Source organism: Streptomyces sp. NPDC001508 (assembly GCF_040298665.1).
GTDB lineage: Bacteria > Actinomycetota > Actinomycetes > Streptomycetales > Streptomycetaceae > Streptomyces.
In genome coordinates this window covers 1-13,155 of the sequence record NZ_JBEPAP010000059.1, presented here as the reverse complement: position 1 = coordinate 13,155, position 13,155 = coordinate 1, and the positions used below count along the sequence as shown (strand labels likewise).

General features: G+C 72.2%; 11 protein-coding genes. 2 read left to right on the top strand and 9 right to left on the bottom strand.

All coding sequences use genetic code 11. The features are described from left to right. Nucleotides 1–10: 10 nt before the first annotated feature. From ABT245_RS35805 to ABT245_RS35790, 4 genes are all read right to left on the bottom strand, one after another. Nucleotides 11–694, bottom strand: coding sequence for an ABC transporter ATP-binding protein (locus ABT245_RS35805; RefSeq protein WP_351742151.1), 684 nt, complete (start codon nt 692–694; stop codon nt 11–13). Nucleotides 695–763: 69 nt separating this feature from the next. Next, nucleotides 764–2,233: an ABC transporter permease gene (locus ABT245_RS35800; RefSeq protein WP_351742148.1), complete on the bottom strand. Its 1,470-nt coding sequence runs from the start codon at nt 2,231–2,233 to the stop codon at nt 764–766. A 168-nt stretch (nt 2,234–2,401) separates the two neighbouring features. Then, on the bottom strand, nt 2,402–3,661 hold the full coding sequence (locus ABT245_RS35795) for a L,D-transpeptidase (protein WP_351742145.1): 1,260 nt from the start codon (nt 3,659–3,661) through the stop codon (nt 2,402–2,404). A 204-nt stretch (nt 3,662–3,865) separates the two neighbouring features. After that, on the bottom strand, nt 3,866–4,222 hold the full coding sequence (locus tag ABT245_RS35790) for a hypothetical protein (protein ID WP_351742142.1): 357 nt from the start codon (nt 4,220–4,222) through the stop codon (nt 3,866–3,868). Nucleotides 4,223–4,331: 109 nt separating this feature from the next. On the opposite strand from ABT245_RS35790, the gene ABT245_RS35785 reads away from it, so the two are divergent. Then, nucleotides 4,332–4,688 carry an LAETG motif-containing sortase-dependent surface protein gene (locus tag ABT245_RS35785; protein WP_351742139.1) on the top strand — a complete coding sequence of 119 codons (357 nt, stop codon included), beginning with the start codon at nt 4,332–4,334 and terminating at the stop codon, nt 4,686–4,688. Between the two features lie 87 nt (nt 4,689–4,775). On the opposite strand, the gene hutH is transcribed toward ABT245_RS35785, so the two are convergent. The 3 genes from hutH to ABT245_RS35770 all read right to left on the bottom strand — a co-directional run bounded on the left by hutH (nt 4,776) and on the right by ABT245_RS35770 (nt 8,985). Beyond that, nucleotides 4,776–6,353: a histidine ammonia-lyase gene (gene hutH, locus ABT245_RS35780; protein ID WP_351742249.1), complete on the bottom strand. Its 1,578-nt coding sequence runs from the start codon at nt 6,351–6,353 to the stop codon at nt 4,776–4,778. A gap of 119 nt (nt 6,354–6,472) precedes the next feature. Further along, entirely contained in the window at nt 6,473–7,615 is a 1,143-nt protein-coding gene (locus tag ABT245_RS35775; protein WP_351742137.1) for a GGDEF domain-containing protein, read from the bottom strand. Nucleotides 7,616–8,190: 575 nt separating this feature from the next. After that, the gene (locus tag ABT245_RS35770; RefSeq protein ID WP_351742135.1) at nt 8,191–8,985 is read right to left on the bottom strand and encodes an enoyl-CoA hydratase/isomerase family protein; all 795 of its coding nucleotides are present in this window, start codon (nt 8,983–8,985) and stop codon (nt 8,191–8,193) included. An 843-nt stretch (nt 8,986–9,828) separates the two neighbouring features. Between ABT245_RS35770 and ABT245_RS35765 the strand changes: the two genes are divergently transcribed. After that, a complete protein-coding gene (locus tag ABT245_RS35765) occupies nt 9,829–10,428 on the top strand; it encodes a hypothetical protein (protein ID WP_351742132.1) in 600 nt (199 codons plus the stop codon). A gap of 13 nt (nt 10,429–10,441) precedes the next feature. On the opposite strand, the gene ABT245_RS35760 is transcribed toward ABT245_RS35765, so the two are convergent. Together ABT245_RS35760 and ABT245_RS35755 are read right to left on the bottom strand one after the other, a co-directional pair. Next, nucleotides 10,442–11,602, bottom strand: a complete 1,161-nt coding sequence (locus ABT245_RS35760; RefSeq protein ID WP_351742130.1) for an adenylate/guanylate cyclase domain-containing protein — start codon at nt 11,600–11,602, stop codon at nt 10,442–10,444. Nucleotides 11,603–12,055: 453 nt separating this feature from the next. Beyond that, nucleotides 12,056–12,925, bottom strand: coding sequence for a biotin--[acetyl-CoA-carboxylase] ligase (locus ABT245_RS35755; RefSeq protein WP_351742127.1), 870 nt, complete (start codon nt 12,923–12,925; stop codon nt 12,056–12,058). Nucleotides 12,926–13,155: the final 230 nt, after the last annotated feature.

The following is a 13,155-nucleotide window of genomic DNA, read 5'->3' as shown; positions in this document are numbered from 1 at the left end:
GCGAGCCCGGTCAGGCGCCGGTGTTCTCCTTCACGGTGATCTTTCCCTTGCGAAGGGTCGCGAGACGCGGGGCCTTGCGTGCGATCGAGGAGTCGTGGGTGACCATGATGAAGGTCAACCCGTGCTCCTTCCACATGCGTTCGAGCACATCCATGATCTCGTCGCGCATGCCCTCGTCGAGGTTGCCGGTGGGCTCGTCGGCGAGCAGCACCTTCGGCTGTTTGACGAGCGCCCGGGCGATGGCGACGCGCTGCTGCTGGCCTCCGGACATCTCGGACGGCAGATGTCCGAGCCGCTCGCCGAGCCCGACCGACTTCAGTGCCTGCGCGGCCCGTTCGCGCCGGTCCGCGGTCTTCACACCGAGCGGGACGAGCGCGGTCTCGACGTTCTCCTGCGCGGTGAGCGTCGGGATCAGGTTGAAGGACTGGAAGACGAAGCCTATGTTCTCGCTGCGTACCCGGGTCAGCCGCGCCTCGGGCAGCTTGGCCAGGTCGACGCCGTCGAGGACCACCTCTCCGGAACTGGGCCGGTCCAGGCCGCCGAGCATCTGCAGCAGCGTCGACTTGCCGCCGCCGGTGGGGCCCTGGATGACCAGCCGGTCACCGTCCCCGATGGTCAAGTCGACGCCGTCGAGGGCGTGAACGGTGTCCTTGCCGCGCGTGTAGCGCTTGGTGACGCCTCTGAGTTCGTACATGGGTGGGACAACTCCTGGAATACGGGTGAGGGTTGGGTCGATGGGCCGGGCCGCCGGCCGGCGCTGCGCCTACTCGACCCGCCGCAACGCGTCCGCGGGACGCAGCCGCGACGCCCGCCATCCGCCGAACGCGCCCGCGATCAGTCCGCCGGCGACGGCCAGGGCGACCGCAACGGCGATGGTGGTGACGCTGACCGGCGCGGTGAGCGCGACCTCCAGGGACTTCGCGGCCTGCCGGCCGGGACCGCCCATGAGGGCCCCGCCGCCGGCAGCGCCGCCGCCCGGGCCGCCCCCCTGGCCGGTGGCGCTGCCCAGTTGCGCCTCAAGGGTCGGGCTGATCGCGGTGACGACGTAGGCGCCCACGAGGCCGACCGCGATACCGAGGGCGCCGCCGACCAGTCCGTTGACGACGGCCTCGCCGACCACCTGCCGGGTCACCCGGCCCGACTTCCAGCCCAGCGCCTTGAGCGTGCCGAACTCGCGCACGCGCCGCGAGACGGCGGAGGAGGTGAGCAGTCCGGCCACCAGGAACGCGGCCACGAGCACCGCGATCGACAGCCACTTGCCGACGCTGGTGGCGAGGCTGGAGGCGGTGGACAGCGAACCGGAGACGGTCTTGGCCAGGTCGGCGGAGGTGGTGACGGTGGTGCCCGAGACGTTCTTCTGGATGACGCTCTTGACGGCGTCGATCTGCTGCGAGTCGGTCGCCTTCACGTAGATGGTGGTGACCTTGTTCTTCTGGTCCGCCAGCGTCTGCGCCTGCTTGAGCGGGATGTACAGGTTGGCCGCCGAGTCACCGCTGTCGGCGGTGGCGATGCCGATCACCTTGTACTTGACGTCCTTGACGGTGACGGTGCTGCCGACCTTGTACTTCTTCTCCTTGGCGTACGCGGAGTCGGCCACCGCCACCTTGGCGTCGGTCTCGGTGGTCTTGAAGGTGCGGCCGCTGGTGATCTTCGAGGAGGTCAGCGGGCCGAGCCCGGTCCGGGTGACGTCGGTGCCGTAGACCGTGTACTGGTTGATGTCGAAGTCGGCGCCGCCGCCGCGGACCTCGCCCTGCGGCTGGCCGCTGCCGCCGCCCTGCTCTCCGCCGGGCATGCCGCCGCCCTGCTGGTTCTGCTGGAACTGGCCGCGGGTGAACTGGCCGCTGACCTTGAACACGCTGAGGCTGAGCCCGCCGACGGCGCTCGACACGCCCTGCTGGTCGGCGACCTCGGAGACGGTCGAGGAGGCCAGCGTGGTGAAGCCCTGCACCATGACCCGGTCGCTGCTCTGCGTCGAGTCGTCGTCGCCGCCGGCGTCGAACTGGAAGCGCGGGCGCTGTGAGCTGCTGGTGCTCGGTTGCGACGCCTTGGTGACGGTCATGTCCGTGCCGAGGCCGTAGAGCGACTGGAGGACCTTGTCCTGTGCCTTGCTCATGCCGTTGGACACGGAGGTGACGACGATGACCAGCGCGATGCCCAGCGCGAGTCCGGAGGCGACGACCAGGGCCGCCTTTCTGCGGCGGCGCAGTTCGCGCCTCAGGTAGGTGAAGAACATGGCCGCAAGCTAGGGACGGACCCTGATGACTGCATAAGCCCCGGATAAGAGACGCATGAGAAGGCTGTGCGGGTCCTGACGGCGCCGTGACCGGGGCCGGGGACGAGCGATGCCGCCCCCGGGGGCCGGGGGCGGCATCGGTCGAGCGGTGGGGCGGCGCGCTGCGGCTCAGACGGCCGAACCCGCCTTCCACTGGGCCCAGTCCAGGTTCCAGCCGTTGAGGCCGTTGTCCGGAGAGACGGTCTTGTCACCGGTGTTCTTGACGACCACGACGTCACCGACGATCGAGTTGTTGTAGAACCACGAGCCCGCCGTGTTCGGGTCGTTGGCTCCCTTGGTGTCGGACAGGCCGACGCAGCCGTGGCTGGTGTTGACCGCGCCGAAGATGGACTTCGCACCCCAGTAGTTGCCGTGCACGAAGGTGCCGGAGTTGGTGAGGCGGATGGCGTGCGGCACGTCCTTGATGTCGTACTCGCCCTTGCCGTCGTCGTCGGTGAAGCCCACGGTCGCGCCGTTCATGCGCGTCTCCTTGAACTTCTCGGACATCACCATGATGCCTTCGTAGGTCTTGTTGTCGGGCGAACCGGCGGAGATCGGGATGGTCTTGACGGTCTTGCCGTCCTGCGTGACCTTCATCTGCTTGGTCTGCGCGTCGACGTACGAGATCTGGTTGCGGCCGATGTGGAAGGTGACCGTCTTCTGCTGCACGCCGTAGACGCCGCTCGCGCCCTCGACGCCGTCGAGGGCGAGCTTCAGGGTGACGGTGGAGTTCTCGGTCCAGTAGTCCTGCGGGCGGCAGTCCATGCGGTTGGCGTTGAACCAGTGGCAGACGACCTCCTGGCCGCTGCTGGAGGTGACGGTGATGCCCTTCTGGACGGCGGCCTTGTTGGTGATCGCCTTGTCGAAGTTGATCGACACGGGCATGCCGACGCCGACGGTGGAGCCGTCCTCCGGAGTGAAGCTGCCTATGAAGCTGTTGTCCGGGGAGACCGTGGTGAAGGACCCGTTCTCATGGGCGACGCGGCCCTCGGAGTCCTTGGCCTCGGCGGCCACCTTGTAGGTGGTGGAGCGCTCCAGCTGGGCGCTGGGCTTCCAGCTCGTCCGGTCGGCGGACAGCTTGCCCTGGACGTCCGTGCCGTCGGCCGTGGTCATCGTCACATTCGTCAGGGTGCCCTTGGCGACCGTGACGGCGGCGGAGTTGTTGATGGAGGCGTTGTCCGAGCCGTCCTTGGGTGTGATCGTGATCTGGGCCACGGACGACTTCTCGGCCGCCGCCTCGTCGACCTTCGCCTGCGAGGTGTCCTTGCCGCCCTCGGCCTTGGCATCGCCGCCGGAGCACCCCGTGAGCACCAGCACACCACCGAGCAGAGCGGACGCGGTCAGCAGACCCTTGCGCCGCTTACTGTCCGTAATCACACGTTTCTCCATCGTCGCCGATCCGCAAATACCCCGAGAACCCTGTTAAGAGCCTTCAACGCTACGACCGTTTCGTCCCGTTCCACACCCTTCGGATGTGTGGGGCGCACCACGTTCGCCGAAGCGGGGTGGTGCGAGCATCGGTCCGTGCGCCCTGTGAGACGACAAAACCCCGGACGGCGGTTGCCGTCCGGGGTCATGAATTCCCCGGAACGCTCAGCCGATGCCGTCGTCTTCTTCGTCGTCCCCGTCGTCGCCCCCACCATCATCCTCGCCGAGGTCCCACTCCGGCGAATCCGGGTCGTACTCGATCCGCTCGCTCGACCAGGACGCCTGCTGGAGTTCGACCCCCGGCACCTTGCTGACCAGGTCGAACGGATCGACCAGATAGGCAAGGGCCTCGGCGGTGTCTTCCGTCACAGCGCCCTCGGCGTGCGCGCGTTCCGCCTCCGGCATCTCCGGATCGTCGGCGACCCGGCGCACGGCGGACTTGGTCACGGCGTCCGCGTCCTCCACTTCGAGGACCAGCTCCACCCGAAGGCGTACAAAACGTGATGTCTCTGGAGTGCTCATGGCGGGAGCGTACGGCCGAACCCTCTTGTGACTTTCCTGTGACCCGCGACTTTCACTAACATCGCTCCGCACGGCCAATTCGCCAGCGTCACAAGGGGATCGATATTCCGTGTCATCCGCTCGCCGTCCGCTGCTGACCGCCACCGCCGCGGGCACCCTGCTGGGCGCCCTGTGGTTCGTCCCGTCCGCGAAGGCGACACCGGACGCCCCGGCGAGAGCGCAGTCCTCGGCGGCGCAGATCACCCAGCAGGCCAGGACCGTGTCCTCGGCGGACTCGACGGACTCGACGGACCCGGCGGACTCGCCGACCGCGGACGGCCCGGCGGACGACGCCGCGGACGGTGTCGACTTGGCCGACACCGGCAGCTTCGACACCACGCCGTACGTCGTCGGCGGCACCGTGCTCCTCGCCCTCGGCGCCGGCTTCGTGGGCTACTCGGTACGCCGTGAACGGCTGGGTTTCTAGGCGCGCTTGACGCTTGCTCGACCGGCGCCCGATGCGCCGCGGGCCGCCGCCGGGAGCCCGGACGGCCGCCGGGCCCCCGCAGGCCCGCTACCGCAGCGGCCCGGTGACCGCCTCCACCGCGGCGACGAGCCCCCCGCCGCGTACGAACGCGTCCGCCGCCGCCAGGTCGGGCGCCAGGAACCGGTCAGGGCCGGGACCGCGCACCCCCGCCGCCCGTACCGCCTCGACGGCCGCCTGCGACGCGGGCGCCGGTGCCCTTCCCTCGCGCAACTCCAGGGCCCTTGTCGCGGCGTACAGTTCGACGGCGATGACCCGGCTCAGATTGTCGACGGCGGTGCGCAGCTTGCGCGCGGCCGACCAGCCCATGGACACATGGTCCTCCTGCATGGCGGAGGACGGGATGGAGTCCGCCGAGGCGGGCGCGGCCAGCCGCTTCATCTCGCTGACCAGAGCCGCCTGGGTGTACTGGGCGATCATGAGCCCGGAGTCGAGACCGGCGTCGTCCGCGAGGAACGGCGGCAGACCGTGGCTGCGGTTCTTGTCGAGCAGCCGGTCGGTGCGGCGTTCGGCGATCGACGCGAGGTCGGCGGCGGCGATGGCGAGGAAGTCGAGGACGTAGCCGACCGGGGCGCCGTGGAAGTTGCCGTTGGACTCGACGCGCCCGTCGGGCAGCACCACCGGATTGTCGACGGCCGCGGCGAGTTCCCGCTCGGCGACGAGACGCGCGTGCGCGACGGTGTCCCGCCCGGCGCCCGCGACCTGCGGGGCGCAGCGCACGGAGTAGGCGTCCTGGACGCGGGGCTCCTCGTACGGGATGGCCGTCGCCCCACTGTGGGCGGCGCCGGCCACCCGGGGCAGACCGGTGAGCCGGGAGCCCTTGAGCACGGCGAGCATGTTGGCGGCGCTCGCGGCCTGGCCCGGGTGCGGCCGGATGGCGTGCAGTTCGGGCGCGAGCACCTTGTCCGTGCCGAGCAGGGCCTCCAGCGACAGGGCCGCGGTGACATCGGCGGACTTGTAGAGGGTGTCGAGGTCGGCGAGGGCCATGATCAGCATGCCGAGCATGCCGTCGGTGCCGTTGAGAAGGGCGAGCCCCTCCTTCTCGCGCAGTTCGACGGGCCGGATGCCGTGCTCGGCGAGCAGGTCGCCCGCGGGCCGTACGGTCCCGTCGGGTCCCTCGGCGTCACCCTCGCCCATGAGGGTCAGCGCGCAGTGCGACAGCGGGGCCAGATCGCCGGAGCAGCCGAGCGAGCCGTACTCGTGGACGACCGGGGTGATCCGCGCGTTCAGCACGTCGACCACGGTCTGCGCCACCTCGGGCCGCACGCCCGTGTGTCCCGAACACAGGGTCCGCAGCCGCAGGAACATCAGGGCCCGTACGACCTCCCGCTCCACCCGCGGGCCCATGCCGGCGGCGTGCGAGCGGACGATGTTGCGCTGCAGTCGGGCGCGGAGTTGCGGGCCGATGTGCCGGGTCGCCAGGGCACCGAAGCCGGTGCTGACGCCGTAGACCGGATCCGGCTCGGCCGCCAGCGCGTCCACGATCTCGCGGGCCGCCGCGAGGGCCGCCACCGCCTGGGGCGCAAGCTCGACCCGGGCGTCGCCCCGTGCCACGGCGAGGACGTCGGACGCGGTGACGCCGGACGTACCCACCACCACAGTATGCATATCCATATTCAGGAGCGTACGCATTGAATGTCACACTGTCACTAGTGGGGACCGGGTTCGCCCCTTACCCATGAGGACCCGCGAGGGAGGCCTCCGGAGGAGCCGTCGGTGCCGTCGCCTCACGGTCGGCGCCCGCGGAAGCGGCGCCGCTCGGCCCGCGCGGGCGACGGCTCGTCGGCGAGCCGCACGACCGGGTCGTCCGGGCCCTGTCGCCCGGCGACGACCGGCCGCTCGGCGCGCTCCGCCTTGGCCCGGTACTGGGCCGCGTCCGCGAGCCGGAACAGCCGGCGCGCCGAACGCACCGGACCGATGGCGTCCGCGGTCGAGGCAACCCCGCACGCCACCCCCTCCCCCAGCTCCAAGTCCGCGGCGCGACGGCACAGTTCGTCCGCGGCCTTCACCACAGCGTCGGCGGGCGGCCCGACCGCGAGCAGACAGAACTCGTCGCCGCCCAGCCGGGCCACCAGGGCGCCCGGCACCATCGCCCCGCAGAGCGAGAGCACCGAGCCGAAGCGTTCGAGGAGACGGTCGCCGACGGCGTGCCCGCAGGTGTCGTTGACCCGCTTGAGCCCATTGAGATCGCACACCACGAGGCTCACCACGACACCCTCCGTGCGGTGCCGCTCGACGGCCTCGTCGAGCCGCATGTCGACGGCCCGGCGGTTGGCGAGCCCGGTGAGCGCGTCGGTGAACGCGAGCCGCCGGGCCTCCTCCAGCCGCTCGGTCTGCGCGATCCCGGCGGCGACGACCGCCGCCAGCACGGTGGCGAAGCCGGCGTCGGCCCGGTCGAAGACCGGCGCCCCCGTGGCCCGGGCCACATACAGCTCGCCCCAGGCGCGGCCGTGCAGCACGAGGGGCGCGACCACGCAACAGCCGCGCCCGCGGCGGCGCAGCGCGGTGACCCGCCGGTGGAAGTAGCCGGGGCGCCCGGCCGCGGTCCCCTCGGCGGTCTCCACCCAGGCGTGCGGGCCGCCGCCGAGCGCCCATCGCTCGTGCAGGAACTCGGTGATCTCGGGGAACTGGTGCACGGGGTAGGTCTCGTTCTCCGGGAACTCCTCCTCGTCCGGGGCCCGCTCCCCCACGTTCACGAGGACCCGCAGCCGGCCCCGGTCACGCTCCCACACCGACAGGGCGGCGAAGCTCCCGTCCAGCGCCCGGCAGGCACCGCTCGCCGCGGCCCGCCAGGACTCCGCCGGCGTGTGGGCCGCCGCCATACCCTGGGCCAGCGCCACGACGGCGTCCAGCCGCTTGTCCTCACCCATCACTCCAGGTTAGGGACGTTTGGTATGAACGGGGACATTGTTATGCCGAACAGGTGCCTCGGAGGAGCGACGGATGTCTCCCATGGGCGACGGGCGCCTCCGGGAGCGACGGGCGCCTGCCATGGGCGACGAACACCTCCGGGAAGCGACGGATGCCTCGGGGGGTGGACGGTGCCTCCGGGAGCGACGGATGTCTCCGGGGGCGGGCAGACTACCCCCGGGACCGACAGATCCCACCCCCGGGGGCAACAGACCCCCGAGAAACACATCCCACCCCCGGGGACCGGCAGATGCCCCCGGGGACCGGCAGATGTCACCCGAGACCAGCGGGTCCCGACACCAGCGGGTCTCACCCGCAGACCAGCGGATCTCACCCGAGGCCGGCAGATCTCACCCGCAGACCAGCGGATCTCACCCGAGGCCGGCAGATCTCACCCGCAGACCAGCGGATGTCACCCGCAGGGCAGCGGATGTCGCCCGAGGCCGGACGGGGCTCCTCGGGAGCGGCAGATGGGTTCCGGGAACGGTGGTGCCCCGGTGGAGAGGCACGGCGGCGGCCGGGTGGTTCTCTTCGGTCACTCGCCCGGCCACTGGGGCGTCCGCTTTTCGTTGAACGCCGCGACCCCCTCCGCCCGGTCACCGGAGAACGCCACCGAGCGCCAGGCCGCGTCCTCGACCTCCAGTCCGGCCCTCAGGTCCAGCCCGTGCCCGAGCCGCAGCGCCCGCTTGGCCGCGCGCAGGCCGACGGGCGAGTGACCGGCGATCCGGCCCGCCAGGGCCAGGGCCTCCTCACGGTCCCGGCCCTCGTCCACCAACTGGTCCACCAGCCCCAGGTCACGCGCCTCGACCGCCGCCACCCGCCGCGCCGAGAAGATCAGCTCGGCCGCCCGCGCGGCACCGACCCGGCGGGGCAGCAACTGGGTGCCGCCCCCGCCCGGGATGACCCCTACGGACACCTCGGGCAGCCCGACCACGGCCGTACCGTCGGCCACGATCAGATCGCAGGACAGCGCCAGTTCGAAGCCGCCGCCCAGCGCGAAGCCGTGCACGGCGGCGATCGTCGGCATGGGCAGCTCCAGTACACCGGTGTAGGCGCCCCGCGCGACGGGGCGCTGCCGTACCAGGTCCGCGTCGCTGAAGGAGTTCCGCTCCTTGAGATCGGCCCCGACACAGAACGCGCGCTCGTGCGACGAGGTCAGCACCACCGCCCGCACGTCCCGGTCGCCGGCGAGCCCGGCACAGGCCGCCGCGATGGAGCGGGCCATGTCCGTCGACACGGCGTTCATGGCCTTGGGCCGGTCCAGCACCAGTTCCGCGACATGGCCGTGCCGCCGCACCAGTACGAACTCCCCGAACCGCTCCTCGCTCATGACACCCTCCGGTTAACACGGGTTAACTCACCGACGCCCCGATCATCGCAGCCGGGTCCCGCCGGGGAAAGGGGTGCCCCGGAAGTCCACGTTCGAGTGACAATCCCCCGACTCCCTGTCGAGCACCCGAGCGAACGCATAGCGTGCGCTGCGCCATGGCGCATCGGGGGGCGCGGGCGGGGAGGAATCGCGATGACGCAGACGTACAGGGGCGCGCGCCCGAACACACCGGACGCGCGAGACACAAAGGACACCTCAGCCACCAGGACCGCAAGCGGCCCACAGGACGCGACAAACCCACCAGCACCGGCAAGCCCGGCGGCTACCCCTGGGACGCCGGACTCGGGGGGCACCTCTGGAGCGGCGGGCTCGGGGGGCACCTCTGGAGCGGCGGGCTCAGGAGGCACCTCTGGAGCGGCGGGCTCGGGGGGCACCTCTGGAGCGGCGGGCTCAGGAGGCGCGTCAGGGGCGGCAGACGCATCCGGTGCGGCGGACTCGTCAGGACCGGTCGCTCCGGCAGACACGTCGGGAACGGCAGACGCATCAGAAACGGCAGATGCGCCGGGAACGGCTGACGCCCCGGGCTCGGCGGCTTCGGCAGCCGTGGATACGGCGGGTGCGTCGGCGGCGTCGGGCAGCTCGGGGTCGACAGGCCCGGCTGAACCAGCACGCCCGACGGACGCACGGGGTTCGAACCGGTCCAGCGAGCCATGCGGCTCACCAAAGCCATCAGGGTCGGCGGAGGCAGCGAGTTCTACCGCCACATCCGCTTCTACCCCGGCAGGCATTGCGGACGTATCTGACCCGGTGGGGTCGGCGGAGGCACCGGGCTCAGCTGACCCGGTGGACATCTCTGGGGCGGCGGGGGTGGGGGCTCGTGGGCGACGGGGGCGGCATCGTCGGCGTCGGCCGCGCAGGGCGCTGCTGATCGCCGTCGGCCTCGTGCTGGCCGTCGGCGTGCTGAGTCTCGTCAGGGTCTCCCCCGAGTCGCAGGTCGGGGGACCCGGCACCGCCGAGGCGGAACCCAGGCCCGGCCCGGCCGTCACCGCCGACCGGTCGACGCGCACGGCCGCCACGGTCGGCACCACCCCGACCGGCGCGCCCTCGGCGACCCCCGCACAGAGCAGCGGGACCGGCGTCCCGGGCACCGATACCTCGGACCCCTCCGCCACGCCCGATCCCGGACGCTCCCCATCCACCGCCACGCCCCCAGGGGCGGACGCGCCCGGCGCCACGGCCGTCCCGGCGGTGCCCGGCGCCACCGCGCCGCCGGCGGCCACCGCGAGCGCCGCGCCACCACCCGCATCCACCCCCGCACCCGGCCGGACCTCCGCCGCCCCGGCACCCGCCCCGCCTCCGTCCCCGACGCCGAGCCGGCCGGGAGGCGTGTGCGTGCCGATCCTCGGCCTGTGTATCGACCTGTCGCTGACCGGCGGTTCGTGACCGGCCGGTCCCGTCAGGACGCGCCGTCGCGCCGGGTGAGCAGCCAGGGCTCGACCACGCCGAGCCCGCGGACCGGACGCTGCCACATCGGCTGGAGCGCGAAGCGGTACGTCGGCGGCTCCTCGCCCTCCTTCTCGGCGGCCGCCGCGGCCTCGGCCGCCTCCGCCTCGGACGCGGGCGCCTCACCGGTGCGGATCAGCTCCTCGGCGAACGCGCTGTCCACGAGCACGGCGTCACGCGGCGCTATCGACGTCAGCCGGGAGGCGAGATTCACGGTCGTACCGAAGACATCGCCCATCCGGGTGGTCACGGTGCCGAACGCCATCCCGACACGCAGTTCGGGCATCGTCTCGTCGTGCGCCATCGTCTCGATGAGGCGCAGCGCGATCTCGGCGGCGGTGCCCGCGTCGTCGGCGGCGTACAGCACCTCGTCGCCGAGGGTCTTGATGAGCCGGCCGCCGCGGGCGGCGACCAGGTCGGCGGCGGTCGTCTCGAAGGCCTCGACCAGCTCGCCCAGTTCCTCCTCCTCCATCCGACGGGTCAGCCGGGTGAACCCGACGAGGTCGGCGAAGGCGACCGCCAGCCGCCGGTCCACCATCTCGTCGTCGTCGCCGGCCTGTACGACCCGGCCGGTGGCCGCGGCCAACTGGCGCCGCCAGACGTAGACCAGGAACTCCTCCAGCTCGGGCAGGAGCAGTTCGATCAGCGGATAGGTGACTTCCGTGCGGGTCATGCCCGGCTCCGGCGGCTCGGTCAGCCCCTCCAGGAACGAGTCGATCTGCCACTCGGCCAGCCGGGCGGTGGTCTGTCCGGTGGACCGGGCCACCTGCACGGCCATGGCCTCGCTCAGCAGGCCCGCCTCGACGAGACCGGCGAGACGGCGCAGCGCGAGTACGTCGGCCTCCGTGAGGGCCTTGGCCTGGCCGATGTCGGCGAAGCCCATGGCCCGCCAGAAGCGTGAGGCCAATTCCATGGAGACGCCGGCGCTGCGGGCCGCCTGAAAGGGGGTGTAGCGCCGCTCGGCGCCCAGGATGAGCGTTTCCAGGCGCAGGGTGAGCGGATCCTCGCCAGAGTCGGCGGCTTGGGGGTCCCCCTGGTCGAACGGAGCCGAGGCTGGGGGAGGGTTCACCCGGCCGTCCGCGTCCGCGCCGGAGCCCGTGTCGTCGACGGTCACGCCTGCTGCCCTTCCGATCTGCCGCGGTCACGTATCGACCGGCCTCAACTCTACGGCAGGTGTGCGCCAGCTCACTCCGTTAGGTTCGGCCGAGGGTGCGGGGGTCGGTGTCGGTACGGGTGCCCCTGGCTGTGGCGGACGCCCACCCGGGGGCTTGCAGCCCCCCGACCCCCGCAACCAGTCTGGAACCCCTCGCCGCCGTACGCAGCCGCAGGCCCGCCGTGGCCGATCACGCAGTTCCCCGCGCCCCACCGGGGCACACCCCTGTGAACGCCCACAACACAGCCAAACCCCGCCACCGCCCAGCAACACCCACCCGCCGTACACAGCCGCAGGCCCGCCGTGGCCGATCGCGCAGTTCCCCGCGCCCCTGTCACGCACCCCCCGCCGACACAGCCGACCCCCGCCGCCTAGCGTCTGTCCAGCCGTGGGGCCGGCTGGGCGCGCGGGGGGTCAGGTGGTGGGGCGTAGGTGGATGATGTCGGCTGCTGCCACCGGGTGTTGGACGCCCTCCGGGGTCGCGATCACCAGGCGGCCGTCGCCGTCCACCGCCACGGCCTCGCCGACGACGGCCCGGTCGCCCGGCAGCTCCGCCCGCACGGTGCGGCCCAGGGTCGCGCAGCCCGCCGCGTAGGTCTCCTGAAGGCCGCTGACGGAGGGATCGCCGCCGGCCGAGCGCCAGCGGCCGTACCAGTCCTCCAGCGCACGCAGCATCGCCCGCAGCAGCGGGTCACGGTCCGTGCTCACGGCCCCGGCCAGCGCCAGCGACCCGGCCTGCGGCACGGGGAGTTCCTCGGCGCGCAGGGTGACATTGACGCCGACGCCCACGACCACGCCGTCGGCCCCGGCCCGCTCCGCGAGGATGCCGCCGGCCTTGCGCTCCTCGCCGCGCACGGTGACCAGCAGGTCGTTGGGCCATTTCAACGCCGTGTCGACGCCCGCGGCGCGGGCCAGCCCGGTGGCCACCGCGACGCCCGTGAGCAGCGGCAGCCAGCCCCAGCGGGACACCGGCACCTCGGCGGGGCGCAGCAGCACCGAGAAGAAGAGCCCGGAGCGGGCCGGCGCCGTCCAGCGGCGGTCCAGCCGGCCCCGCCCCTGGGTCTGCTCCTCGGCGACGAGCACCGCGCCCTCCGGCACGTCGCCCGCCTCGGCCCGGGCCACCAGGTCGTTGTTGGTGGAGCCGGTGCGCCGCACCACCTCCACCTCGGTCCACAGGCCGCCCTCGCGCACCAGCCCGCGCCGCAGCGCCGTGCCGTTGAGGGGCGGGCGGTCCAGGTCGGACCACCGGTCGTCGTTCGCGTCTGCTGGATCTCGCGGCGTCATGCAAGCCACCCTAGGTGTGGTAAACACCGCACTGTCGACCGATAGGGCCGCGACTACGCTGCGGATCAGCAACCGTCCCCCCTTTTTTGAGCAGGCAGGGAGCCGCATCCCGATGTCCGAGCCGGAAGAGCGTCACGAGATCGACATCCATACGACCGCCGGGAAGCTGGCGGATCTCCGGCGCCGTATCCAGGAGGCGACGCACGCCGGCTCCGCACGCGCCGTGGAGA

What these genes read in the sequence shown, in the direction of transcription:
- ABT245_RS35805 (WP_351742151.1), bottom strand. Translation starts at nt 694, where the DNA reads ATGTACGAACTCAGAGGCGTCACCAAGCGCTACACGCGCGGCAAGGAC.
- ABT245_RS35800 (WP_351742148.1), bottom strand. Translation starts at nt 2,233, where the DNA reads ATGTTCTTCACCTACCTGAGGCGCGAACTGCGCCGCCGCAGAAAGGCG.
- ABT245_RS35795 (WP_351742145.1), bottom strand. Translation starts at nt 3,661, where the DNA reads ATGGAGAAACGTGTGATTACGGACAGTAAGCGGCGCAAGGGTCTGCTG.
- ABT245_RS35790 (WP_351742142.1), bottom strand. Translation starts at nt 4,222, where the DNA reads ATGAGCACTCCAGAGACATCACGTTTTGTACGCCTTCGGGTGGAGCTG.
- hutH (WP_351742249.1), bottom strand. Translation starts at nt 6,353, where the DNA reads ATGCATACTGTGGTGGTGGGTACGTCCGGCGTCACCGCGTCCGACGTC.
- ABT245_RS35775 (WP_351742137.1), bottom strand. Translation starts at nt 7,615, where the DNA reads ATGGGTGAGGACAAGCGGCTGGACGCCGTCGTGGCGCTGGCCCAGGGT.
- ABT245_RS35770 (WP_351742135.1), bottom strand. Translation starts at nt 8,985, where the DNA reads ATGAGCGAGGAGCGGTTCGGGGAGTTCGTACTGGTGCGGCGGCACGGC.
- ABT245_RS35755 (WP_351742127.1), bottom strand. Translation starts at nt 12,925, where the DNA reads ATGACGCCGCGAGATCCAGCAGACGCGAACGACGACCGGTGGTCCGAC.